General features: G+C 45.9%; 22 protein-coding genes and 1 pseudogene. 5 read left to right on the top strand and 18 right to left on the bottom strand.

Annotated elements, in window-relative coordinates; all coding sequences use genetic code 11:
• Positions 1 to 48: 48 nt before the first annotated feature.
• From A7D23_RS03380 to A7D23_RS03355, 6 genes are all read right to left on the bottom strand, one after another.
• Entirely contained in the window at positions 49 to 1,383 is a 1,335-nt protein-coding gene (locus tag A7D23_RS03380) for an FAD-dependent thymidylate synthase (RefSeq protein WP_019225195.1), read from the bottom strand.
• Entirely contained in the window at positions 1,380 to 1,898 is a 519-nt protein-coding gene (locus A7D23_RS03375; protein ID WP_019225194.1) for a ribonuclease III domain-containing protein, read from the bottom strand. Before A7D23_RS03375 ends, A7D23_RS03380 begins: the two co-directional genes overlap by 4 nt.
• 17 nt (positions 1,899 to 1,915) lie before the next feature.
• The gene (cysS, locus tag A7D23_RS03370) at positions 1,916 to 3,379 is read right to left on the bottom strand and encodes a cysteine--tRNA ligase (protein WP_019225193.1); all 1,464 of its coding nucleotides are present in this window, start codon (positions 3,377 to 3,379) and stop codon (positions 1,916 to 1,918) included.
• A gap of 19 nt (positions 3,380 to 3,398) precedes the next feature.
• A complete protein-coding gene (gltX, locus tag A7D23_RS03365; RefSeq protein ID WP_019225192.1) occupies positions 3,399 to 4,856 on the bottom strand; it encodes a glutamate--tRNA ligase in 1,458 nt (485 codons plus the stop codon).
• A 107-nt stretch (positions 4,857 to 4,963) separates the two neighbouring features.
• On the bottom strand, positions 4,964 to 6,151 hold the full coding sequence (gene ispD, locus A7D23_RS16550; protein WP_019225191.1) for a 2-C-methyl-D-erythritol 4-phosphate cytidylyltransferase: 1,188 nt from the start codon (positions 6,149 to 6,151) through the stop codon (positions 4,964 to 4,966).
• Positions 6,129 to 7,295: a PIN/TRAM domain-containing protein gene (locus tag A7D23_RS03355; RefSeq protein ID WP_019225190.1), complete on the bottom strand. Its 1,167-nt coding sequence runs from the start codon at positions 7,293 to 7,295 to the stop codon at positions 6,129 to 6,131. The genes ispD and A7D23_RS03355 overlap by 23 nt, the downstream gene beginning before the upstream one ends.
• Before the next feature lie 270 nt (positions 7,296 to 7,565).
• On the opposite strand from A7D23_RS03355, the gene A7D23_RS03350 reads away from it, so the two are divergent.
• Entirely contained in the window at positions 7,566 to 7,958 is a 393-nt protein-coding gene (locus A7D23_RS03350) for a DUF1573 domain-containing protein (protein WP_068883191.1), read from the top strand.
• 153 nt (positions 7,959 to 8,111) lie between these two features.
• Here the strand turns inward: A7D23_RS03350 and radA are convergent, their stop codons facing one another.
• The 6 genes from radA to A7D23_RS03320 all read right to left on the bottom strand — a co-directional run bounded on the left by radA (position 8,112) and on the right by A7D23_RS03320 (position 15,007).
• A complete protein-coding gene (gene radA / locus A7D23_RS03345; protein ID WP_019225188.1) occupies positions 8,112 to 9,452 on the bottom strand; it encodes a DNA repair protein RadA in 1,341 nt (446 codons plus the stop codon).
• 13 nt (positions 9,453 to 9,465) lie between these two features.
• Positions 9,466 to 11,949: an ATP-dependent Clp protease ATP-binding subunit gene (locus A7D23_RS03340; protein WP_019225187.1), complete on the bottom strand. Its 2,484-nt coding sequence runs from the start codon at positions 11,947 to 11,949 to the stop codon at positions 9,466 to 9,468.
• 31 nt (positions 11,950 to 11,980) lie between these two features.
• Positions 11,981 to 13,048, bottom strand: coding sequence for a protein arginine kinase (locus A7D23_RS03335; RefSeq protein WP_019225186.1), 1,068 nt, complete (start codon positions 13,046 to 13,048; stop codon positions 11,981 to 11,983).
• The gene (locus tag A7D23_RS03330) at positions 13,045 to 13,569 is read right to left on the bottom strand and encodes a UvrB/UvrC motif-containing protein (RefSeq protein WP_019225185.1); all 525 of its coding nucleotides are present in this window, start codon (positions 13,567 to 13,569) and stop codon (positions 13,045 to 13,047) included. The genes A7D23_RS03335 and A7D23_RS03330 overlap by 4 nt, the downstream gene beginning before the upstream one ends.
• 14 nt (positions 13,570 to 13,583) lie before the next feature.
• Positions 13,584 to 14,057, bottom strand: a complete 474-nt coding sequence (locus A7D23_RS03325) for a CtsR family transcriptional regulator (RefSeq protein WP_019225184.1) — start codon at positions 14,055 to 14,057, stop codon at positions 13,584 to 13,586.
• A 185-nt stretch (positions 14,058 to 14,242) separates the two neighbouring features.
• The gene (locus A7D23_RS03320; RefSeq protein ID WP_019225183.1) at positions 14,243 to 15,007 is read right to left on the bottom strand and encodes a hypothetical protein; all 765 of its coding nucleotides are present in this window, start codon (positions 15,005 to 15,007) and stop codon (positions 14,243 to 14,245) included.
• Between the two features lie 174 nt (positions 15,008 to 15,181).
• On the opposite strand from A7D23_RS03320, the gene A7D23_RS03315 reads away from it, so the two are divergent.
• Complete coding sequence (locus A7D23_RS03315) at positions 15,182 to 15,784, top strand: NUDIX hydrolase (protein ID WP_019225182.1); 603 nt, start codon at positions 15,182 to 15,184, stop codon at positions 15,782 to 15,784.
• 91 nt (positions 15,785 to 15,875) lie between these two features.
• Positions 15,876 to 16,298, top strand: coding sequence for a hypothetical protein (locus tag A7D23_RS03310; RefSeq protein WP_025205195.1), 423 nt, complete (start codon positions 15,876 to 15,878; stop codon positions 16,296 to 16,298).
• 43 nt (positions 16,299 to 16,341) lie between these two features.
• Here A7D23_RS03310 and A7D23_RS03305 read toward each other — a convergent pair whose 3' ends face one another.
• The 5 genes and pseudogenes from A7D23_RS03305 to A7D23_RS03295 form a co-directional block, all read right to left on the bottom strand.
• Positions 16,342 to 18,381, bottom strand: coding sequence for a thioredoxin domain-containing protein (locus tag A7D23_RS03305; RefSeq protein WP_038603066.1), 2,040 nt, complete (start codon positions 18,379 to 18,381; stop codon positions 16,342 to 16,344).
• A 31-nt stretch (positions 18,382 to 18,412) separates the two neighbouring features.
• A complete protein-coding gene (locus A7D23_RS16545) occupies positions 18,413 to 18,574 on the bottom strand; it encodes a DUF255 domain-containing protein (protein WP_038603480.1) in 162 nt (53 codons plus the stop codon).
• Positions 18,575 to 18,744: 170 nt separating this feature from the next.
• Positions 18,745 to 19,248 carry a CarD family transcriptional regulator gene (locus tag A7D23_RS03300; protein WP_025205105.1) on the bottom strand — a complete coding sequence of 168 codons (504 nt, stop codon included), beginning with the start codon at positions 19,246 to 19,248 and terminating at the stop codon, positions 18,745 to 18,747.
• A gap of 139 nt (positions 19,249 to 19,387) precedes the next feature.
• The gene (locus A7D23_RS16540) at positions 19,388 to 19,510 is read right to left on the bottom strand and encodes a hypothetical protein (RefSeq protein ID WP_282432009.1); all 123 of its coding nucleotides are present in this window, start codon (positions 19,508 to 19,510) and stop codon (positions 19,388 to 19,390) included.
• A gap of 9 nt (positions 19,511 to 19,519) precedes the next feature.
• Positions 19,520 to 19,945, bottom strand: a pseudogene (locus A7D23_RS03295) (hypothetical protein); the annotation flags it as partial.
• A 370-nt stretch (positions 19,946 to 20,315) separates the two neighbouring features.
• On the opposite strand from A7D23_RS03295, the gene A7D23_RS03285 reads away from it, so the two are divergent.
• Both A7D23_RS03285 and A7D23_RS03280 read left to right on the top strand, forming a co-directional pair.
• The gene (locus A7D23_RS03285) at positions 20,316 to 20,861 is read left to right on the top strand and encodes a sigma 54-interacting transcriptional regulator (protein WP_025205101.1); all 546 of its coding nucleotides are present in this window, start codon (positions 20,316 to 20,318) and stop codon (positions 20,859 to 20,861) included.
• A gap of 152 nt (positions 20,862 to 21,013) precedes the next feature.
• Positions 21,014 to 21,643, top strand: coding sequence for a class I SAM-dependent methyltransferase (locus A7D23_RS03280; protein WP_025205099.1), 630 nt, complete (start codon positions 21,014 to 21,016; stop codon positions 21,641 to 21,643).
• 23 nt (positions 21,644 to 21,666) lie between these two features.
• Here the strand turns inward: A7D23_RS03280 and A7D23_RS03275 are convergent.
• Positions 21,667 to 22,409, bottom strand: a 743-nt coding sequence (locus A7D23_RS03275) for a glycosyltransferase (protein ID WP_242871490.1), incomplete at its 5' end; no start/stop codon positions are given.

Below are 22,409 nucleotides of genomic sequence, written 5' to 3'. Positions count from 1 at the left end.
CGGCAAATCCTCTGAAGATAATAAAATGCTGCATGTAGTGCGCAGCCGTTACTTTTGCCTGAAATAGAACAGATCTCTTACTTCCTGCTGTTTGCCGCAGGTCATCTTCCCTTCATGGCATTTGCTGACCAGACAGGGCGGCAGTGCTTTTTCATAGAGTACACCGGATAATTCTCTGAGGATCTTCAGTTTCTTGACTGCGAGCTTTCTGATTTCCCACTGGGCGTTCAGGCAGGTCCTTTCCGAGAGCATCTGATTGTCTATCCTCGCATTTGTGGACATAATCATTTTTAAAAGCTGGCAGTTCAGGATAAACGGCATAGCTTTGCCCAGCCCCAATTTTTGATAAATCTCCCTGGAAAATGTCCGATAGGCTTCCGTCAGATTTAAGAACTCCTCCAAAAACGGAGAATTGCGAATGCTATCCGGAACGATTACCGGTCTTTCTGTGTCGCTGAAAAGGTTACTGAAGTCTTCCCGGAACATTTCCGGCAGACGATGACGGACCTGCTGGTGATACGTCACCAAGGAACACATCATCCCAAAAGTGGTCCGGACCTGTTCGGCAATACTTTCATGACCGTAACCAAGCACTCTCTGGACAATTTCTTTCGCCTTAACTGGAGCTTCCTCCCCCCAGGACAGCAAAACCTCGGAAGACGCCCTGCTTTGGGTGCTGGTCAGAGCGCCTAGACCAGCCTTAATGTCCGGATCCTGACAACTGGATAATAAGATGAGGTCATCTTCGGAATTAATTCTCGCCAAATCTGTCCGATAGAAGTCCTCAATGATTGTTAATTCTGCCGTACTGTCATAGTCATCGGGGAACAGCGCGCGTAATTCAGCCGGAAGGAAGGCTTCCAGCTCATTTTTCAGGGTCTCGAATATCCCTTCATATTTCCTGTCATTGAATAAAAGAAAGAACTCCCACAGTTTGTCCCCGGACATCGAAACGGATAGATTCGTCTTTGCCGCGAGCGGCAGTATATAGCGGGCATCTTCAATCGGAATCGCGTAAAGGTAATGCTCAGGCTTAGGTCTCCCTTTAAACCCGCCTTCCTTCAGTGCACACATTCTGGTATACAGATCCAATGCTTGCTGCCCGAGCTCCAAGGCTCTGTGGTAATCTTCTGGCGGCAGGTCGGGAAAAGCAAACGCGTCCTGATCAAGCGCCACGTATCTTTGACTTTGTTGTACATAGGATGCTTTCAGCTCACAGAGCAGCATGCTCTGAACCCGGTTGATACCTTCTGCAACAAAGAATATATTGACCGTTTTCAGAACTTTCTTTAGTTCCGTGGCGGATATCCCGCTTAAATGATTCCGTTTAATCCAGGCTGCGACTCGGTCCAGTCCGGTATGTTCAAAGTTTGTGATCTTCATGTTCCGACTCCCCCCCGTTTTCCGGTTTCTTCGGGTAAAGTACCTCTTTCTGTTTTCTTGCTATTTTCTATCGCCATTGTCTCAAGAATCCCGTCTATGTTGTTTAGAACCGCGCCCATCCGAGTATTTTGGCCAGTAATATGCCAGTAACCGATAAGCGCTTCGAAGGCTGTAGAATGCCTGTAGGTGACAACATCAACACTACGCGGATAGTGGCCCTTCGCATTCCGACCCCTCAGAACAACCTCTGTTTCCGTTTCATCCAGTTCGTTCATGAGATGCCTCAGAATACCTGCTTGCGTTTTGGCCTGTACATAGAAAATAGCCCGCTTATGCATGAGTTGTACCTTGGCAATGTCCTGCTCCAGAAGATGCTTGCGTACCCATAATTCGTAAACGGCGTCACCTATATAGGCAAGCAGCAGGATATTAATATCCTGCCACCGTTTATTGATTTGTACCGACCAAATATCCGGCATGCCGTTATCCTGTTTAGGTTCGTTTTGCTTAGGCAAATGTTATCATCCCTTAACTATTTCAAATACCAGCGGGCACCCTCAGGGGTATCTTCAATCACAATCCCGATTTCTTTAATCCTGTCCCTGATGAGATCCGCAGTCGTCCAGTCCTTGTTCTTACGGGCATTGGCTCTGATCTCCATCACAAGCTCCATAACCTGGGCCAGTTTTCCGGAATCCCCCTGTAAAACTTCAGCCTCGGCTTCCAGATCAAATCCAAGTATCCCAGCCAGCTCTATCAAAGTCTGTGCTGCTTCAGCCAGAGATTCAGTCTTTATAGAAACTTTGGCAAGGTACGTATTGATTCCTTTGGCCAGCTCGAATAAGGCTGCATAAGCCTGGGCCGAATTAAAATCATCGTCCATAGCCTGTTCGAAAGCATTCCTGGCCTCCAGACTGGCCTCAGCCATTTCATTATCCGCCTTCTGGTCTCGGTTCGCAGCAATGATACCGAACGTCATACCCTCTTTACCCAGCGCTTTGCCCAAGGCCTCTTTGGCCAGACGCACGCTGTTTTTCAGGCGGTCCAGTCCTTTAGAGGCCATGACCAGCTTCTCATCATCAAAATCCAGCGGACTGCGGTAGTGTGTTCCGAGCAGATAAAAACGGATAACATCTCCCGGGAATTTTCCTGTAACATCTCTGACCAAAAAGAAGTTCCCCAGCGATTTGGACATTTTCTCCTGATTAATGGTAATAAACGCATTATGCATCCAGTACCGCGCAAACTGCTGACCCTCCAGACAGCCTTCGGACTGCGCAATTTCATTCTCATGATGCGGAAAAACCAGGTCGCCTCCGCCCCCATGAATATCAAACCCAGGCCCGAGGTATTTCAAGGACATCGCTGAACATTCAATATGCCAGCCGGGCCTTCCCTTACCCCAGGGACTCTCCCAGAAAGGTTCTCCCGCTTTGGCTTTTTTCCATAGCGCAAAATCCATCGGGTTATGCTTCTTATCGTCCACCTCTACACGTGCTCCGGCCTGCATATCTTCAAGAGTCCGGCCGGACAGCTTGCCGTATCCCGGGAATTTGTCGACAGCGAAATAGACATCCCCGTCAATATTATAGGCTAAGCCCTTTTCCTCCAACCTGCGGATAATGTCAATCATCTCCGGGATATGTTCCGTGGCTCTCGGGTGGATATCGGCAGGAAGAATATTCAAAGCCTTGGCATCCGTAAAGTACTCATTAATATATTTGCCGGCCAGCGCTATCGGGTCACAGTCTTCTTCAGCCGCCCGTTTAATAATCTTATCATCGACGTCGGTAAAATTCTGGATATACGTAACGTCAAATCCTTTATGGATCAGGTAGCGCCTGATCATATCGAATACTACCAGCATCCGGGCATTTCCCAAATGAAAATAATTATACGTCGTGGGGCCGCAGGCGTACATTGAAGCCTTTCCCGGTTCCCTCGGCACAAACTCCTCTTTGCGGCGCGTGAGTGTATTATACAGTCTGATCGCCATCACGATTTCCTCCTTGTACTTACTTCGGATAAGCAGCCGTTTTCTCCAATCGCCCGTAAATATTTTCTTTGCCGAGCAGCTCCATGATCCGGTCGAGGTCAGGGCCATGCATCTGCCCCGTAAGCGCAATCCTAACCGGCATAAATACATCCTTGCCTTTCAGGTTAAGTTCTTTGGTGATCTCTTTTAATATGCTCTTGGCTGCCGGTGCGTCAAGCAGCGCAGCTTCCCGGACCTTGGCTGCAAAAAGCTGCAGCACTACCGGTACGGTATCTGCCTTCATAATCGCTTCAGCTTCCTCCGTCAGCACATCAATTTCTGTTCCAATAAAATAATGAATATAGGACTTAACCTCGCTTAAGCAGTTGATTTTTTCCTTGACGGCGTCAATAAAGCCGGTCACCCACTGCTGTTCAGCCAAAGAAAGCTCATTCGGAAAAAGTCCTTTTTCTCTCAAAAACGGCAGCACCAACCGGGCAAGGTCTGCCGAAGCAGTCTGTTTCAGGTAGTGCGCATTAATGTAGTTCAGTTTATTCAAATCAAAAACTGCCGGGCTCTTTGATACTTTTTCCAATGAAAATTCTTTCTTGAGTTCTTCGATCGTAAAAAATTCCTGCTCACCGGAAGGCGACCAGCCTAAAAGCGCGATAAAGTTCACGACGGCCTCCGGCAAATACCCTTTATGGAAATAATCCATGACAGCAGTATCCCCGTCCCGTTTGCTCATCTTCCGCCCTTCAGTATTCAAAATCAAGGAGATATGGGCAAAATCCGGTACTTTCATTCCAAGGGCCTCATAAATTAAGACCTGACGCGGCGTATTGGATAGATGTTCTTCTCCTCTGACGACATGCGTGATGCCCATCAGGACATCGTCGATGACCACGGCATAATTGTATGTGGGGATTCCATCTGATTTGACAATGATATAATCCCCGATTCCATTACTTTCAAAAATGACTTTCCCTCTGACCAGGTCATTGATCACGATATCCTGGTCTTCCGGCACTCGGAAGCGGACAACAGGTTTCCTCCCTTCCGCTTCATAAACCTGGCGCTGTTCTGCGGTCAGCGTCCGGCATTTTCCGAGATAGCGCGGGGTCTCCCCACGGGAACTCAGCTCCTGACGCTCCTGTTCCAGTTCTTCTTCTGAACAGTAGCACAGGTAAGCATGTCCGTTCTGAAGAAGCTTATCCGTGTATTCACGGTATGTATCGAGCCTTTCCGTCTGCCTGTAAGGGCCGGAATCTCCGCCGGCGTCTATTCCCTCATCCCAGGTGATCCCCAGCCAGTGCAGCGCTTTCATGATATCCTGCTCTGATTCCCGGCTCGACCGTTCCAGGTCGGTATCCTCTATCCTAAAGACGAAGGTCCCGCCTCTGCCTGCTGCAAACAAATAATTAAAAAGAGCTGACCTGGCTCCTCCGATATGCAGGGGCCCGGTCGGGCTTGGAGCAAACCTTACTTTCACCGTCATAACCGACATAACCTCATTTCTACTTCGTACTGCTTGTCTTCAGCAGGTATTAATAAAATACAAGATATTAAAAATATAAGAATAATTGCGTTTAATATTATATCAGGTCATACAGGCAAAAGACAAACGATTGCCTGGGAACTGATTCCTTCTTCTCTGCCTTCGAAGCCCAGATATTCCGTCGTCGTTGCTTTGATCGATATACAGTCCGGACTTGCGTTCAGAATCTCTGCCAGATTCTTTCTCATCTGCGCGATATAAGGCAATACTTTCGGTTTCTGAGCGACAATCACACTATCCAGATTCCCAAGCCTGTAGCCTTCACCTTGCGCAAGCTTTACAACTTCAGCCAGCAATGCCAGACTGGAAATGCCTTTGTACCGGGCATCGCTGTCGGGAAAATGTTTGCCGATATCACCAAGCGCACAAGCCCCGAGCATCGCATCCATTACGGCATGCGTCAGAACATCCGCATCAGAATGCCCCAAAAGTCCTTTGTCATGGGGAATTTCTACTCCGCCCAGAATCAACATCCGTCCCTCAACCAGTGCATGGACATCGTAGCCCAGTCCTATCTTCATTTGAGGCACCTCTCTTCTTCTGCACAGGATGGACTCCGCCCAAAGCATATCTTCAGGCGTGGTCACTTTGATATTCTCGTAACTACCTTCAACAACCCTGACCGGTAAGCCCTGCCACTCAAATAGAGAAGCATCGTCCGTGGCCAGGTACTGCTGTTCAAAGGCGAGTTTGTGTACTTTTTCTAAAAGGTTCCGGTTAAAAATCTGCGGTGTTTGAATCGCCCGAAGCTGTTCCCGCGGGGGTGTTTCCACAACCCGGCCCTGAGCATCAACCTTTTTCACAGTATCTTTCAAAGGTACAGCCATGACGGCCGCTTCGAAGTCCGCCGTTTCTTCAACAAAACGGTTCAGATTATCCAGTGTTAATAAAGGTCTGGCACCGTCATGGACGATCACGCTGTCCACCTCAGTACTTAAGGACTGAAGCGCCCGGTAAACGGATTCCTGCCTTTCAGCACCTCCCTCAACCACTGCCGTTACCTTATTTAGACTGTATTTCGCCACCAACTTTTTAATTGTCAAAATATCTGCCCTTGCCGCAGGAATAATGATCTCTTTAATTAGCGGACAAAGTTCCAGTGTTTTTAGAGTAAAAACAAGGATAGGGGTCCCGGCAAGTTCAAGCAGAAGCTTGTTGCCTTGACCCCCCATCCTTTTTCCCTGCCCAGCAGCAGGTACAATAGCCGCAATATCAGCCGAATGCATTAAACTCATGGGAAAACTCCTCAGATGATTTTTCCTGCATCCCTTTGGGTTTAGCAAAGATCATCCTACCTGCAGCAGTTTGCAGAACAGTCGTAACCAGCACGGTGGTCTGTTGCCCAATGTACCTGCGTCCTCCGTCAACGACAACCATCGTTCCGTCATCCAGATAAGCTACGCCCTGTCCAGCCTCTTTTCCTTCCTTCATTATCTGAATATACATCTCTTCGCCCGGAAGGACGACTGGTTTCACAGCATTGGCCAATTCATTGATATTTAAGACTTTTATCCCCTGAAGCTCGGCCACTTTGTTTAGGTTATAATCATTGGTCAATATCGGCGCGTCCAGAATATTCGCCAGTTTGACAAGCTTACTGTCCACTTCAGCGATGTCTTCAAAATCACCTTCGTAGATCTCGACCTTAATGATCGATTCCTTGGAAATCTGATTCAGGATATCAAGTCCTCTCCGACCCCGGTTTCTTTTCAAGGCGTCTGAAGAATCGGCAATATGTCTGAGCTCTTCCAGAACAAAACCAGGAATCAGAAGAACCCCATCTAAAAAGCTCGTTTTGACAATATCCGCAATTCTGCCGTCAATAATCACACTGGTATCAAGCACTTTATAGCCTGCAGCAGCGGATTGTTTCCCGTGTCCTTTATCCTTATTCTTTTCTTTTTCAGCACGTTCCCCTTTCAGCTTGGGTAAAAAGTTGAAAAATCCAAGAATATCATCCTTGCGATTGATCCCAATAATCAGGCCGACGTAGCCAAGTAACAAACTGATGATGACCGACAGAATCGGACCGAGAAACGGAATACCCACAAAAGTAATGCAAACCAGACGGGCAATCAGCAAACCGACAATACCCCCAAGTGAACCTCCGACCAAATCGTGAATCGGCATGCGGATAAGTCTGCTTTCCAGCCATTTGACAAGGCCAATGAAAACTTTCATGCATACAGGGGCAAGAAAGAAACCAAAAGCAGATAACACAATAAAAATAATAATATAAGTCCAGTATAAGTGAATCTCGAAACCTAATGTCTGACTAAGTTGACGAATATCAACAACCTTTAATATCAAGTAATCTACGTAAATTCCTGCTGCACCAAACAGCAGCGTAATGATGCCGCGAACAATTTTGCTAAGCATCAAATTCACCTCCCTTTTTCTATATTTTGGCTAAAAACTATTTTGTTTATACCAGGAGTCTGAAATTTCCCTGATCTGTCCCCTATGAAATTGTTTAGCGGTATTTTCCCCTGTATCTCATCATTATATCAGGTTGTATTTCTCTTTCAAAGTAAACGACAAATTATTTCAATATATCTTAATTCAAGAAATATTTCCCGATTTGATGAAATTGACAACAGCTTCAGATGCTGTCTATAATGAAATTGGCAGAAAGGAAGTGTATGTTCTATGAGTCCAATCAATAATGATTTTCAAGAAACGGTTGATGCTATGCTAATTCGACACCAAAGCATCTTGGATATTTTATCAAAAGGACAAGAGGCTTCTTCCCGGGTAAACAGGGCTATCACGAAGGCTGTGACTTCTTGCGGCTGTGTCTCAGTGGATGCCCACAAGAGCCCAATTCCAGAAAATGCTACTATCTCAGATCTTAAGTTTCTCCTGAACAGTCATCTGGTAGGAAACCTTTGTTCCAACTGCCGTGAAGTTGTCGAAACCGAACTGGGAAATCAGCTTTTTTATATCTCAGCTCTTGCCAATATTCTGGGCTTGTCTGTAAACGAAATCCTGGAAAAAGAAGAAAACAGACTCAAAACACTTACTGTTTTTAATTTTAGATAGCTGAGCTTAAAAGAAGATTAAAGGATGCGGAGATATTTTCTGTCATTTTGTATATTTGTATATCAGTTACTAATGTTTACAAATCAGTGATGCCTTGGAATGACTGCCGCGGATGTCTTTTGACATCCTTTTTTATTTTGGTATCAAAATCATCTAAAAAAGAAAATCCAGTACTTCCTCAATGTTCTTAACCGGAATGATTCGGCAATCGGTCTTCCCGATACTGTCTGCATTGACTTTTGGTACCAGGCAATTTTGGAAACCAAATTTTTCCGCTTCTCTGATCCGCTGCTCAATATGAGAAACCCCTCTAATTTCTCCGGTCAAACCGAGTTCCCCGATTAAAGCCATATTTCCAAGCGGCTGATCTTTAATTCCCGACATCACAGAGGCAATAACGGCAAGATCCGCTGCCGGTTCATCCACATCGAGACCCCCGGCAATATTGACAAAAACATCCCGGGTGCCAAAAGCGTACCCGGCTCGTTTGTCCAGGACTGCCAGAAGCATCAGCAGGCGGTGGTAATCCATCCCGTTTACGGTTCTTCTCGGCGGCGCAAAGATGGACGATGTTACCAAAGCCTGGACTTCCACTAAGAGCGGCCTTGTTCCTTCCATCACGACAGCCACCCCGGAACCAGCAGATACCTGTGTATGATCGCCCATAAAAAACATGGAGGGATTTGTAACATCAGCTAGACCGCAGCCTCTCATCTCAAATACCCCAATTTCGTTGGCCGGACCAAAACGGTTTTTAACTGCCCGCAGCAGACGGAAAATATGGTGCTGATCTCCTTCAAAATACAGGACCGTATCGACCATGTGCTCCAGAACCCTGGGTCCGGCAATCGCACCCTCCTTTGTAATATGGCCGGCCAGGAAAACCGTAATCTCATTTTCTTTGGCCAGTTTCAGCAAAAAAGAAGCCCCTTCCCTTACCTGGCTGACGCTTCCGGGTGCAGACTGAACGTCTTCGAGCAGCATTGTCTGGATCGAATCAATAAAAACGACTTTATAGCCTTTGTTCAGCACCTCCGAACGTACTGCTTCCAGGGAATTATCGGCGAGTATATGTACCCGGGAAGAAGAAAGCTCCATTCTGTCAGCCCTGAGTTTGATTTGCCGGGCAGATTCCTCTCCCGACACATAAAGCACATTTTCCTTCCGGGAAAGATATTCTGCCATTTGCAGAAACAAAGTGGATTTGCCAATCCCGGGCTCCCCGCTTAATAGAACAAAGGACCCTTCGACAACCCCTCCCCCGAAAACCCGGTTAAGTTCCGGACTTCCGGTATCAAGTCTCTGCCCTTCCATCGTTTGGATTTCAGTCAGAGGGATCGCCTGAACGATCCCTCTGTGTTCTGTAGGTTTGGATTTTTCTACGCGCTCCTCAATCAGTGTATTCCATTCACCGCATCCGGGACACCTTCCAAGCCATCTCGCGCTTTCCTGCCCGCATTCCCGGCAATAGAACTTCGTCTTCGGACCTGCCAAAATCCCTTCCCCCTTAGACCTTTTCCAGTTTCTTTCCGCCCTTTTTCTTGACGGCAGCGGGTTTCACAAAAACGACTTCTTTGTCGGAAAGTTCGACCTTAATCATATCGCCTGCGTTATAAGTTCCTTCAAGAATCTTTTCAGACAGAGGATCCTCAATCATTTTTTGGATAGCCCTCCGTAAAGGACGCGCCCCATAAGTCGGATCATTACCCTCTTCTGCCAGATGCTCCAGAACCTCATCATCCAGGACCAGTTCAAGTTCCTGCTCTTTTAGTCGTTTGCTGACATCCTTGATCAGGATTTTGGTAATCTTCACAAGATCGTCTTGCTTGAGCGGATGGAATACCACCATTTCATCCACTCTGTTCAAAAATTCCGGACGAAAAGTCTTCTTAAGTTCCTCCATGATCCTGGAACTCATGGATTTATATTCGCTTTCTTCGTTTCTTCCGGAGACAAAACCCAGAGATTCTTTTTTGAGGAAAGAAGCTCCGACGTTGGACGTCATAATCAATACGCAGTTGCGGAAATCCACAAGCCTTCCCTTAGAATCCGTGAGCCTGCCGTCTTCCAGTACCTGCAACAGAATATTAAACACTTCAGGATGGGCCTTCTCTATTTCGTCAAACAGAATGACGCTGTATGGTTTCCTGCGGACCGCCTCCGTAAGCTGACCACCTTCATCATGACCGACATATCCCGGAGGCGAACCTACCATCCTGGATACGGCATGCTTTTCCATATATTCGGACATATCAACTCTGATCAACGAATTTTCATCCCCAAACAGAGATTCAGCCAAAGACCTCGCCAGCTGGGTTTTTCCGACTCCTGTCGGTCCGAGGAAGATAAACGAACCAATGGGCCGCTTAGGGTCTTTGAGTCCCGCCCTGGCCCGTCTGATCGAACGGGCAACAGCCGTGACTGCCTCGTCCTGTCCGATCACGCTGTCATGCAGAAGGGATTCCAATTTCAAGAGTCTGAAGCTTTCTCCTTCTTCCAGTTTATTCAGTGGGACTCCTGTCCAACTTGATACGATTCTGGAGATATCCTCTGGCCCCACGACCATCCGGTCCTTTTCTCGGCTTTCCTCCCAGTTCTTACGAATCTCGCTGAGCTTTTCGCGTTTCTTTTGCTCTTCGTCTCTGATTTCGGCAGCCTTTTCGAATTCCTGCCTTTTTACGGCTGCTTCTTTTTCTTTCTTCAGATTTTCGATTTCTTCCTCCAGCTCTTTCAAATCCGACGGTGCCGTAAAACTGTGAATGCGAACTCTGGATGCAGCCTCATCAATTAAATCGATGGCTTTATCGGGCAAAAATCTGTCGGAAATATACCTGTCGGACAAGCGCGCTGCCATATCAATTGCCTCATCGGATATCTTCACCCTGTGATGGGCTTCATACTTGTCCCTTAAGCCCTTCAGAATGGCCACGGTTTCCTCAACTGTAGGCTCTCCTACCTTAATCGGTTGAAAACGTCTTTCCAAGGCTGGATCACGTTCAATATGCTTACGGTATTCATCGAGTGTCGTTGCTCCGATACATTGCATTTCTCCTCTGGCCAGAGCCGGTTTCAGAATATTGGCTGCGTCAATGGCTCCTTCGGCAGCCCCCGCTCCGATCAGGGTATGGAGTTCGTCGATGAAGACGACCACGTTGCCCGCCAGCCGGATTTCTTCCATGACTTTTTTCATTCTCTCTTCAAATTCACCGCGATATTTTGTCCCTGCTACCATCGAAGAAAGATCGAGTGTTACAACCCGTTTATCGACAAGGATCTCCGGCACTTGGTTGTTAACAATCCTTTGGGCCAAACCCTCGGCGATGGCCGTTTTTCCGACCCCGGGTTCTCCAATCAATACAGGGTTATTCTTCGTCCGGCGGCTCAGCACCTGAATGACTCTTTCAATCTCATTTCCCCGGCCGACGACGGGGTCAAGCTTCCCTTCAGCGGCCATAACCGTCAAGTCCCGTCCGAACTCGTTTAAAGTCGGTGTTCCACCTGCCTGTCCGGGTTTGCTGTTATTCGCGGCGGAACTTCCGGGCATTGATGTGCCTTCGGTTTCTCCTCCCAGGAGCTCTACAACCTGCTCCCATATTTTTTCCGGGCTGATCTTAAGATCCGCCAGGACTCTCGCAGCAATTCCTTCTCCCTCAATGATCATGCCAAGCAGAATGTGCTCGGTTCCGATATAATTGACCCCCTGGCGTTGAGCCTCTTCGGTGGCAAGCTGAATCACGCGCTTCACTCGCGGAGACAATCCGACCTCTCCGCTGATAGGGGTTCCTACGCCAATGATCTGGGTAATCTTTGCGCTTACCTTGTCAGGATCCAATCCAATCCCGGTCAGCGCCTTCGCGGCAACTCCTTCTCCTTCTTCAATCAAAGCCAAAAGAATATGCTCAGTCCCTATAATCTTATGGCCCATGCGTTTGGCAATCGCCTCAGCAAGCATAAATACTTTTTCTGCCTTTTGCGTAAATTTTCTTGACATTTTGATCCTTCCTTTCCAAATCTATCGGCGTTTAATTTACATTCTCACTCATTTTGTGATGATAGATTCCACGCACAAAATTAGCTCTTTCTGCGTTAATATGATAAGCATCCAGCTGCTTATTGAGATTATATTGCAGACATCCCTGCATTGAGTTAATCAAGACAGACACGAAACCTGCAGAAACTCTAGATAAAATGCCCATATCAATGCCCAGCCGGTCCTCCGATAGAAGTGAATAGATCTCTTCCGTTTCAAGGATCCTGACATTTTCCAAAGTCCCCCGGGCCCTCCATACTTTGTCTTCGACGATAAGCGGAGATTCTTTGCGAATAACTTCCCGCATCTGGACTTCCCGTTCCATCAGCTGCCGCGTCACCGCATCAAGATGCGTTAAGGTGTCCTCTTCACTCTTGCCTAAAGTAACCTGGTTGGATATCTGAAAGATATTTCCGAAGGGCCTGGAGCCTTCACCGTACAGACCGCGTACTGCCAACCCAAGCGAAGTCAGGGCACCCAGAACCTGCTGGACCTGATTGGTCAGCACCAGGGCTGGCAAGTGAACCATCACGGATACTCTCAGGCCGGTTCCAACATTGGTGGGGCAAGTCGTCAAATAGCCAAGCTTTTCTTTATAAGCAATATCCAGATGCGCTTCCAGATGATCATCGACCAATCCTGCAAGATGCCAAGCTTCCCTGAGGCTGTTCCCCGGCATCAGCACCTGAATTCTCAGGTGATCTTCTTCATTGACCATGACTGCAATTTTATGGCTTTCGGACAAGGCCAGACCGCGTGCATATTCAGTCTCGTTAAAACCCGGGCTGACCAGATGCTTTTCAATCAATACCTTCTTCTCCACCGGAATAAGCATTTTCAATGGAATATAAACAAGCTTTTCCCCTTCAGCGGTAAAACCGTCCAGGACGCCGGAAATCTGTGCTTCAATTTTTTCGGCATCATCATGGGACATGACGTGAGGGAAAGGATTGTCCGCGATATTTCTGGCCAGTCTGATCCTGGAACTCAGTACAATCGGAATGTCCAGGGTATCCTTCATCCAGAAGCTGTCTTTGGCAAGCAGTTCCCGATAAGTCATTTGCTTTCACCTCCGACAGTATTCTCCATTTCTTTAATCCGGTCTCTTAATATAGCTGCCTCTTCAAACTTTTCTGCTTTTACTAGCTCCAAGAGTTGTTCTTTCGATTTGACTATTTCCTGTTTGTTTCGGAACGAAGCGCCTCGTCTTACCGGCACTTTCCCGACATGCATCCCTCTTCCATGGATCCGGCGCAGGAGCATTTCCATTTGGGGCTCAAATTCATCGTAACATTTGCTACAGCCCATTTTCCCGGCTTGCTGTATCTGGGAAAAAGTTCTTCCGCACCCGGGACATTTTCCGGGCTGACTGTCTACGATCGTCTGATCATACTGTCCTGCCGGATTTACCCCAAATAATGCCTGTAAAAAATCCGATACCATTCCAGGGTAGAGATTGAAGCCGGTACCAGGCGCTTTCTGAGCACATTCCTGGCAAAGATGAAGCTGCGCCGCCTGTCCATTAATGATTTTGGTCAGATGAACCACAGCCTCCCGTTGTTGACAGTTCTGACAAAGCATTGCTATTCCCCCGATCAATCATTAACATCGTCCCGGCACATATTCGCCAGTATTTCTTTCATCATACGGGCCCTAAGCGTAGAAGGCAAATTCGTCACTCCAGCCAAAAGCCGGTCGGAAAAAATCGTTTTTACCAGGATTGCTTCTCTTTTGGTGAACAGCTCTTCTTCTCTGAGTCTGTCCACAAGATTGTTAGCCCGATCCTGGGAAAGGTCATCCCCAATGAGTTCCGACATGAGTCTCTGGAATTTACCCTCAGGATCAAGTCCCAGCCTAACAATCCTTAAATATCCGCCGCCGCCTCTTCTGCTTTCAACAAGATAGCCGCGTTCTGCAGTAAACCTCGTTGTAAGAACATAGTTAATCTGGGAAGGAGCACATGAAAAGAAATCAGCAAGATAACCTCTTTGCAGGACAATATACCCAACTTCGGCCTGCTCTATAATCTTCTTGAGGTACTCCTCGATTCTGTCCGCCAAATTACTCATCGTCATCCATCCTTATTTCAATGTTGACCTTTGCTGACTTTATGACCTTTTTTGACCTTCGTAACTATTTTAACCCTTTTTGATCATTTTGAAAACTATTTTATTAAAAAAAACCTATCCGAAGATAGGTTTTTTTGCTCGCTGACTATAAAAAATTCAACATTGCTGTACTTAGCGAAAAGTCCTCAATCGCTGATAAAGAAATACCACAAACCGAAGGTGACCGCTGCAACAATCACAACCAGAATAACAAGCTTTAGTCCACCAAAGCCGCGTTTCTGTTCGAACTCAAAATCTAAGTCATCGTCATCGTCCGCACTCGGGTCATTTTTACTGTTCATGATATAACTATTTAAATCAGAAAAGCGGCTTCTTTCTTCCGCCCCTACTTCTGTTTCCTCCAGAGTACCCAGATCTGTCGGGTTCATAGCGGTATCTTCTGCGTTGTAGGCTTCATCAGCTTTATTCAAATCATCCGCTGCCTCAGTATCAGCAAGCGGGCTGAAGCTGTCCGGACTTGTTTCCGCCGGATTTTTCATTTCATTAAAGTCATCTTCCAGGGAAGCCGCTTGGGAGATAAACAGTCTTTGCAGTTCATCCTGCCCCGAATTTTGATCACCAAGCAAAATCGTTCTGATCTCCTCATTGTCTTCATCCGAATCTCCGGCAAAAACAGGCCCTGCTTCCGCTTGATCCTCTTCCGGAGACTTCCCGGCCGTCCGGCCATATTCTCCGTTGGTCTGGTCAAATTCCCCGGTGTTCTGGTCATACTCGTCAATAGCACCGTCATTAATATCAGCCTCATCTTCAAGACTAAGCTGCCTTCTGATGCTTTCCGCATTTTCCTCGGACAGTTTGGGCTCTATATCTTTCCAATACAAGCCTCCCTCCAACAACTGCCGGAGTTCCTCAGGATCGAGCCAAATCTCTTTTTTCTTATCATTTTTCATTCTTATATTTCCCCCACAGGTTGAAAATTCAGTCGATTAAAGTATTATTTAGTAGTTCTACAAAGAAATTATTTATCCTTCGTGCCGTATTTCCCAATTTAGATAAAATTTGCATCTTCTCTTTTTCAGGATAAAATAGGATTAATAACTTTGATTAGAGAAAGAAGGAATCATATGCCGTCTCTTTATCCGGAATTTAAGTTTTGTCCCGTGTGTTCTGCCGCCCTGGAGTATAAACTAATTGAAGACAAAAAGAGGCAAAGCTGCCCGGCCTGTGACTATATCCACTGGGGGGAATACTCCCTGGGCGTAGGCGGTCTTTTGCTTCAAGACGACAAAGTACTCCTCGTCCAAAGAGCGCATAACCCCGGTAAAGGAAGATGGACTATTCCCGGCGGCTATGTAGAACAGAATGAAAAAATTGCCCAAGCGGTTGTCAGGGAAGTCCGCGAGGAAACCGGCATCCTGTCGAAGCCTGTAAGCATTCTGGCAGTCCGCGATTACCCTGAAGATATCCCGAACGTGAAACACAATATTTATATTGTCTTCTTTCTTCGCGGTCTGGGCGGTCAATTAAAACATGATCCGGTCGAGGTAATCCAGGCCGGTTTCTACTCGCTCGAAGATTGTCGTAATTTACCTATCGCCCCGATGAGTCTTGAAGTGATCACAAAAGCAATCGAACACACTGGAAAAGAGAATCCTTTCCCAGGACTAATTCACAAAGAAGGAGTCCCCGTATTCGGTGCGCTTTCCGAACTATTCACTTTTATCTAAGAATAGTTAAGATTAGGGTTAACCATGGTACTAATTATTAAGGGATATTTTACAATAAGTAAAATATCCCTCCCTGTCACAAACTATGATCATGCTAAAACGATATTTATTTTACGGGCTGATGGGCTGGAGCCTCGAAATAATCTGGACAGGACTTGATTCTTTTGTCCACGGGGATTTCCGGCTGATGGGCTTTACCAACCTTTGGATGTTCTTTATATATGGTTCCGCTGTTATTCTTGAACCTTTGCACGATTTGATTTCAGAGTGGAGGTGGCCGCTGAGGGGACTCGTTTGGCTCACAGCAATCTGGGGGATAGAATATACAAGCGGTCTGTTTCTGCTTAAAATTCTGGGGGTCTATCCGTGGCGGTATACGGATCCGCTGGCGATAAACGGACTTATTACGCTGAGCTTTGCGCCGGTGTGGTTTGCCGGCGGTCTTCTCTTTGAGCGAGTCCATCGGAAACTTGATGCTTTTGTCGTACTCACAAATAGATACACGGAAAGGTAACAAGCATCGGAAAGATAAAGTACGACGACGCATCAAGGCAGTACTATTCCGTCAAGATTTTTGCTAATTCTTCGGGGGTATTTACAGGCTCCCTGCAGGCAAAATCCCTGCAGACATAAACACAAAGAGTCTCACTGACAGGGTAATCTTGCATTCTCGGGATCACCTGCGCTAATGAACCGTCATTATAGGCCACGACAGCATGCGGATGAAAGTCTTTAAAAATGACGGCCTGCATTTTTTCTAATTCTTCATTACCGGCCGATCCGGACAATACCAGTTCCTCGCCCTGACTTAAGGCGTATTGGATTGCCTGAAGGAAAGCGGTGTATCCAGGAGGGTAGTCCTCAACAGCGTTTCGGAACGAATTAAGTTGTCTTTCGGCCAGTTCCTGCCATTTGGATAGGCCGGTAAGTCTCCACAGCCTCACTAGATTGCAGGCGCTCATCGAGTTCCCGGAAGGCATCGCACCGTCATAGATCTCCTTGGGCCTGAATAGCAGTTCTTCAGCATCTCTTCCGGTAAAATAATATCCGCCGTTTGTTTCATCCCGGAATAGTTTTTCCTGTTCTTCCTGCAGATGTATAGCCTGCTCCAGATATACTGTTTTTCCACACGCCATATAGAGTTCCAGCAGCCCATCAACCAGAAAAGCATAATCGTCAAGATAACCAGGTATACCTGCCTCACCATTCCTGTACCGGGCGAGCAGTCTGCCGCGTGAATCAAACATCCTGGCCATGATAAAGCCTGCGGCATTTTCTGCAGCCAGAAGTAGGCTCACTCTGTCGCTTCTCCAGGAGAGATCGCCTGCGAGCACCTGCACTCCTTTGGCTAGAGCACTGATCATCAAACCGTTCCAGGAAACCAGGATCTTATCATCTTTTGCTGGACGGGCCCTTTTTTCTCTCGCCTTAAACAGAATAGCATTGCAGAGGTTCAGCAATTCGTCGAGTTCATCTCCGGTCAAACTGCAGCGAAAAGCCAGATCGTCTCTGCCACTGAAGATTTGTGAAGGAATGTTTTTCCCTTCATAATTGCCTTCTTCCGTAATTCCATAAGCATCACAGTAGATTTCCACAATTTCTTCCGGTTGATTTAGAAAAGGTTCAAATTTATTTTTTGCATCTTTTGCTTTTTGAAGAAGTTCGATCCCTTCCTGCAGCGTTTTTCTGATTTCATCATTAGACCAAAGATAGTATTTGCCCTCTTCACCCTCGGAGTCTGCATCTTCTGCACAATAAAAGCCTCCTTCCGGAGAAGTCATATCGCGCAGAACATACCCAAATATATTTTGTGCAACCCGGCGGTATTTTTCCTTTTTGGTTTTCTGATAAGCTTCCAAATACACAAGGGCCAGACCGGCGTTGTCATAAAGCATTTTTTCAAAATGGGGAACCAGCCAGTAACGGTCTGTGCTATAGCGTGCAAAGCCAAACCCGATATGATCGAAGATCCCTCCGTCAGCCATGCTGTCCAATGTTTTTTCAACCATTACCAGTGCTTTGCTCTGTGGCTCTTCCATTGAATACCGCAATAAAAAACCCAGGTTATGGGGAGCCGGGAATTTCGGAGCACTACCGAATCCCCCGTATCGTGAATCAAACTTGTCTTCCTGCAGTGCATATCCTTTGTCCAGTACGTTTTTACCCCAGACAGCTATATCACCGCTGTCTTTTTCTTTCTCTGTAAATGGCAGGGTCTGCTTGTTCTTTGGCACGGCAGACGTGGCGTTTTTATCCCCACGATAATGCCTGGTAACTGTTTCGTAAAGTTCCGCTGCCGTTTGGATGACTTTATCTTTCTCTGTCTGCCACAGCTCACCTACCTGACTCAGAATATCCATGAGGCCGGGACGTCCGTAATGGCTGTGTTTCGGGAAATACGTTCCGGCAAAGAAAGGCTGTTTATCCGGCGTCATCAGCACAGTCAGTGGCCAGCCGCCTGCTCCGGTCATCATCTGACAATAGGTCATATACAACTGATCAATATCCGGTCTTTCTTCGCGATCCACCTTAATCGGAATATAACTGCGGTTCAGTATTGCGGCGACTTCTTCATCCTCAAAAGATTCCCGTTCCATGACATGACACCAATGACAACAAGCTTTTTCTTTAAGAATACCCAATAGATAGGAAGATAGGCTTATCTTCCGTTTTGGCTTTCTGAAAAGCTTCCTCACCCCAAGGAAACCAATCAACCGAGTTGTAGGCATGCTGGAGGAGATACGGAGACTTTTCTTGAGCCAACCTATTGGGTATCTTTGTCGTCATCATGGCAATCACCTCCCATTATTCAACTTTGTTTTATTATCACCATTTTGGGAAATAAGTAAGCACTGCGTTTGGCAGTACTTCACAAAATTTCTATTTATTTTTAACCAATCAGGTACTTTTTACCTTCAACCAATCAACTGCCATGGGATTTTGTACAAAATTAACAGTATTTATTGTTCTTCAACTCTTGATGCAATATACTTCTGCACCTTGTCTAGTGGAATACCGAGCGCGACTGAAATCTCGCCGAATAGAAGTTCTTCCGCCTGTTTCATAAATTTCTGGTCTATCTGTCCGAATTTGTGGTTTTGCTGTTTGACAATCTGCTTTTTAGCATAGATAGACATGACAAGCTCAATTAAATCCGCGCAATTATAAGCTTTTATAGCAGCTTCATAGTGTTGCGTAAGCTCCTGCATACGATCGTTGTAATACGGCTCGGCTTGAATTTTGGGGATCATATCAATAAGGCGTTCGGCTTCCTCCGCGGATATGATAGGACGCATGAATACATTCGTATTGACCAACGTATAGACTACGCTATTCTCATACAACGGTTGCAGGACGTAATAAAGCTGGTCTCTTTCAAAGCTGTTATCTTTGGGGATCGTGACATCCATGATTTTGCAAACACCCGTTTTTCCATATACTATAAGATCGTTTATCTTGTACATACCTATGTTCCCTCCTTGGTTTTACTTCGGTTTTCGCCCAAGGGCGTTTACTGCTATAATATTTCCGGGAGATATGCTCCTGCTTTTCTTTATCTAACGAACGCAGGCGCGCAAATACCTTTTCCCGGCTGTTATGATATTACGAACAGTTTTCCCCCAGACAAGCAGGAACATCCAGATATTTGCATTTGCCGTTTTCAAGAAGCCCGTCACAATCGGGCAGTTTCAACAATTCAAGATTTGAGTAGCGTGTATATGTCATTTATTTGCCTCATTCTATACCTAAATACTTTTTCAAGTACTGACCTGTATAGCTTTCGCCGCACCCGGCAACCTGTTCGGGTGTGCCGCTGCATATGACGTTTCCTCCGTCAACCCCTCCTTCTGGCCCAAGGTCGATAATAAAATCCGCATTCTTTATTAAATCGAGATTATGTTCTATAATAACTGCGGTATTCCCGGCGTCAACAAGTCTATGGATCATATCGATAAGTATTTGAATATCAGCCATATGCAATCCCGTCGTCGGCTCGTCAAATATATATACGGTCGATCCCGTAGCTGGTTTAAGCAGCTCGGTTGCCAGCTTTACACGCTGCGCTTCACCGCCTGATAAAGTTGTTGACGCCTGACCGAGTTTAATATAGCCGAGGCCAACCTGACATAAAGCGCCTATTTTCCGTTTCAACCGTGGGATCCCGAGCCGCTAACACCCGAAAATACTGTCAGCTTATTGCGGGGGATTTTTAGACTTATATTTTTTAGATTATTTTCTCTTGCACCTGTGATGCTGATATAATTATCCATGCTCCGCCCCTATCAAATATTCGGCTCCAACCGTAAAAAATACAGCCCCGGTGATGGCAAATGGACTTACGTTTACCAAATCGCACGCTGTAGTTTAAGTTTATCATAAAATTTTTTTTTGATGTAAGCGCAAATTTCGAAAAATATTATTCAAGCCTCCGGGGGCTTGGTAAAGTATTTGGAACAGATACACAATTCTAACTCTTACTAATTTTTGATTTTGATAACAACGGTACGACTGCGATCAAGTCTATTCTGTGATGGACCAATTTCCCAAATATTTATGTAAAATAAATAATAAAGGGATTATTACTCAGGTTAATGGAAATGCTGAAAAGATTGTCAGTAATCTGGGTCAGGAAATAATCGGTCAGCAAATTGAATCCGTATTCGGGCAGCAGCCTCTGATCCAGTCTGTACTTCAATCAGGAGAATCTTTAGACGATGTTGATATCGACATTACCTATGCACATCAAAAATTGAAACTGACTTCTATTTATTCAATGTCAAATAAGTTTGGACAAAATTTCGGATGTCTATTAGCCATACGAAAACATAGCGGAAGAAATGTATCCCATACGGTGATGTCGGAAACCAAATTTATGTTTGATAAAATTATCGGCAGTTCTGAGCCGATGGTGAATTCCGTCAAACTGGCTCAAAAATTTGCCAAATTCGATGCTCATTTTCTCCTTCAAGGAGAAAACGGTACGGGTAAAGAAGTGTTTGCCAAGCTATCCATAATCAAAGCAGACCAAATGGCCCTTTTATTGCCGTCAATTGTGGAGCAATCCCAAGAACCTTAGACTTTTTAATATCGTATTTTAATAAATGGACCCGCTTTAATTCCATCTCCTCTTTGCCGGATACTTGAGAATCTATGATAATAGGCCTTTGGTGAACAATGCTTTGTACGATGAATATGCTGTTATTACACGAATGAGGAGGAGACAAAAATATGACGACGATAAACTCTAAAGAGTATTGGGACAGCCGGTTTGATGTTAATTGGGAAACGGCAGGAGGAAAGAATCAGACAAGATTTTTCATGAGGATGCTGTTGGAGAATCTGCCCGAAGAAGTGTGTAAATACATTAAGGATGGGAGTCCCTTTATCCTGGATTGGGGCTGCGCTCTGGGACAAGGAGTTGAGGAGATTAGCAAAAGATTTTCAAACGCTCATGTAACCGGTCTGGACTTTTCAGAGACTGCTGTCAAAAAATGCAAAGCTGATTACCCGTCCGGCAACTTCCGTTCAGAAATCCTCGATCCTCAAAAAGATCGCTTTAATGTTATTATCTCCAGCAACTGTCTTGAGCACTTTCCGAACCCGGCTGAAGTATTTGCTCAACATCTCTTAAGTACCGGCCAATATTATATACTTCTAGTTCCTTATAATGAAAAGCCTCCGATTTGTCCTGAACATCAGATTATTCTTTCAGAAAACAGTTTTCCCTCAGAAATCAATGGCTTTGGGAGATGCTTTTTGAAAATCATAAATTCCCAAAACAAAGGATGCTGGTGCGGCCAGCAAATGTTAATGATCTATAAAAGGCTTTCAGCCGCACAAAACAATTCAGACCCGTAGTTCTCTGATCTTAGCGGTTTCCCTTATGCTCTCCGTTCAATGTGAGGAAGAACATCCTCACTAACCCTGACCTCATATGAGTGCCTTCTATGCACATACTCCTGCCCCAGCCGGGCAACCCTGATACGTTCCTGGTCATGGGCCAAGTAAAATAACACTTTACTCACGGCCTCTTCTTTATCCCTGGCAAGTTCAAGGTGGGCTCCCTCACGGAAAATATAGGCACTGGCCTTGGTATATTGACAAAGATAGAATCCCCCGCAAGAAAGCACCTCATAATTCCGCATACTGGTCTGCGTAATACTGGAGGAGTCACACTGAAATCCTAGAATGATTCTGGCAGAAGCACATAGATCCGGCAGCTTCTCATTGGGAAGAATCCCGGCGAAATGGTCCCCATTATCTCCTAGAAAAGCGCGGGCCTGTGGATCACTGTCCCAATTGTATCCCCAAATGCGATACTTATGACCTAATCCCAGCAAAGGCTTTAACAAAATGTTAAAGCCCTCTATTCTGGAAGCAAAATTGTACCAACTAGCCTGCACAGCAAAATCCAGGTCATACTGGGGCCTATATACCCCGCTTTGGTGGAATTCAGGATTGCAGCCAAACATAAGAAGATGGGCCTGAATTCCTTGATTCCGGTATTCACGGATACACTCCAAAGCGGTCGTAAATACAATATCGGCCATTTTTGCTATAGGCAGTGTTCTAGCAAAACCCACCGGATCTTCAATACTCCAGTAAATGAACCCACAGCCATACT

The sequence above is a fragment of the Dehalobacter sp. TeCB1 genome (assembly GCF_001707455.1).
Classification (GTDB): Bacteria; Bacillota; Desulfitobacteriia; order Desulfitobacteriales; family Syntrophobotulaceae; genus Dehalobacter; species Dehalobacter restrictus.
The sequence above is the reverse complement of the archived record's forward strand: the minus strand, read 5'-3'. Positions and strand labels throughout refer to the sequence as shown.

Bases quoted from the DNA above. Each gene is read 5' to 3' on its own strand.
- A7D23_RS03380 (WP_019225195.1), bottom strand. From the start codon at position 1,383: ATGAAGATCACAAACTTTGAACATACCGGACTGGACCGAGTCGCAGCC.
- cysS (WP_019225193.1), bottom strand. From the start codon at position 3,379: ATGGCGATCAGACTGTATAATACACTCACGCGCCGCAAAGAGGAGTTT.
- gltX (WP_019225192.1), bottom strand. From the start codon at position 4,856: ATGACGGTGAAAGTAAGGTTTGCTCCAAGCCCGACCGGGCCCCTGCAT.
- ispD (WP_019225191.1), bottom strand. From the start codon at position 6,151: ATGAGTTTAATGCATTCGGCTGATATTGCGGCTATTGTACCTGCTGCT.
- A7D23_RS03355 (WP_019225190.1), bottom strand. From the start codon at position 7,295: ATGCTTAGCAAAATTGTTCGCGGCATCATTACGCTGCTGTTTGGTGCA.
- A7D23_RS03350 (WP_068883191.1), top strand. From the start codon at position 7,566: ATGAGTCCAATCAATAATGATTTTCAAGAAACGGTTGATGCTATGCTA.
- A7D23_RS03340 (WP_019225187.1), bottom strand. From the start codon at position 11,949: ATGTCAAGAAAATTTACGCAAAAGGCAGAAAAAGTATTTATGCTTGCT.
- A7D23_RS03335 (WP_019225186.1), bottom strand. From the start codon at position 13,048: ATGACTTATCGGGAACTGCTTGCCAAAGACAGCTTCTGGATGAAGGAT.
- A7D23_RS03330 (WP_019225185.1), bottom strand. From the start codon at position 13,569: ATGCTTTGTCAGAACTGTCAACAACGGGAGGCTGTGGTTCATCTGACC.
- A7D23_RS03325 (WP_019225184.1), bottom strand. From the start codon at position 14,057: ATGAGTAATTTGGCGGACAGAATCGAGGAGTACCTCAAGAAGATTATA.
- A7D23_RS03320 (WP_019225183.1), bottom strand. From the start codon at position 15,007: ATGAAAAATGATAAGAAAAAAGAGATTTGGCTCGATCCTGAGGAACTC.
- A7D23_RS03315 (WP_019225182.1), top strand. From the start codon at position 15,182: ATGCCGTCTCTTTATCCGGAATTTAAGTTTTGTCCCGTGTGTTCTGCC.
- A7D23_RS03310 (WP_025205195.1), top strand. From the start codon at position 15,876: ATGCTAAAACGATATTTATTTTACGGGCTGATGGGCTGGAGCCTCGAA.
- A7D23_RS03305 (WP_038603066.1), bottom strand. From the start codon at position 18,381: ATGGAACGGGAATCTTTTGAGGATGAAGAAGTCGCCGCAATACTGAAC.
- A7D23_RS16545 (WP_038603480.1), bottom strand. From the start codon at position 18,574: ATGATGACGACAAAGATACCCAATAGGTTGGCTCAAGAAAAGTCTCCG.
- A7D23_RS03300 (WP_025205105.1), bottom strand. From the start codon at position 19,248: ATGTACAAGATAAACGATCTTATAGTATATGGAAAAACGGGTGTTTGC.
- A7D23_RS16540 (WP_282432009.1), bottom strand. From the start codon at position 19,510: ATGACATATACACGCTACTCAAATCTTGAATTGTTGAAACTGCCCGAT.
- A7D23_RS03285 (WP_025205101.1), top strand. From the start codon at position 20,316: ATGGACCAATTTCCCAAATATTTATGTAAAATAAATAATAAAGGGATT.
- A7D23_RS03280 (WP_025205099.1), top strand. From the start codon at position 21,014: ATGACGACGATAAACTCTAAAGAGTATTGGGACAGCCGGTTTGATGTT.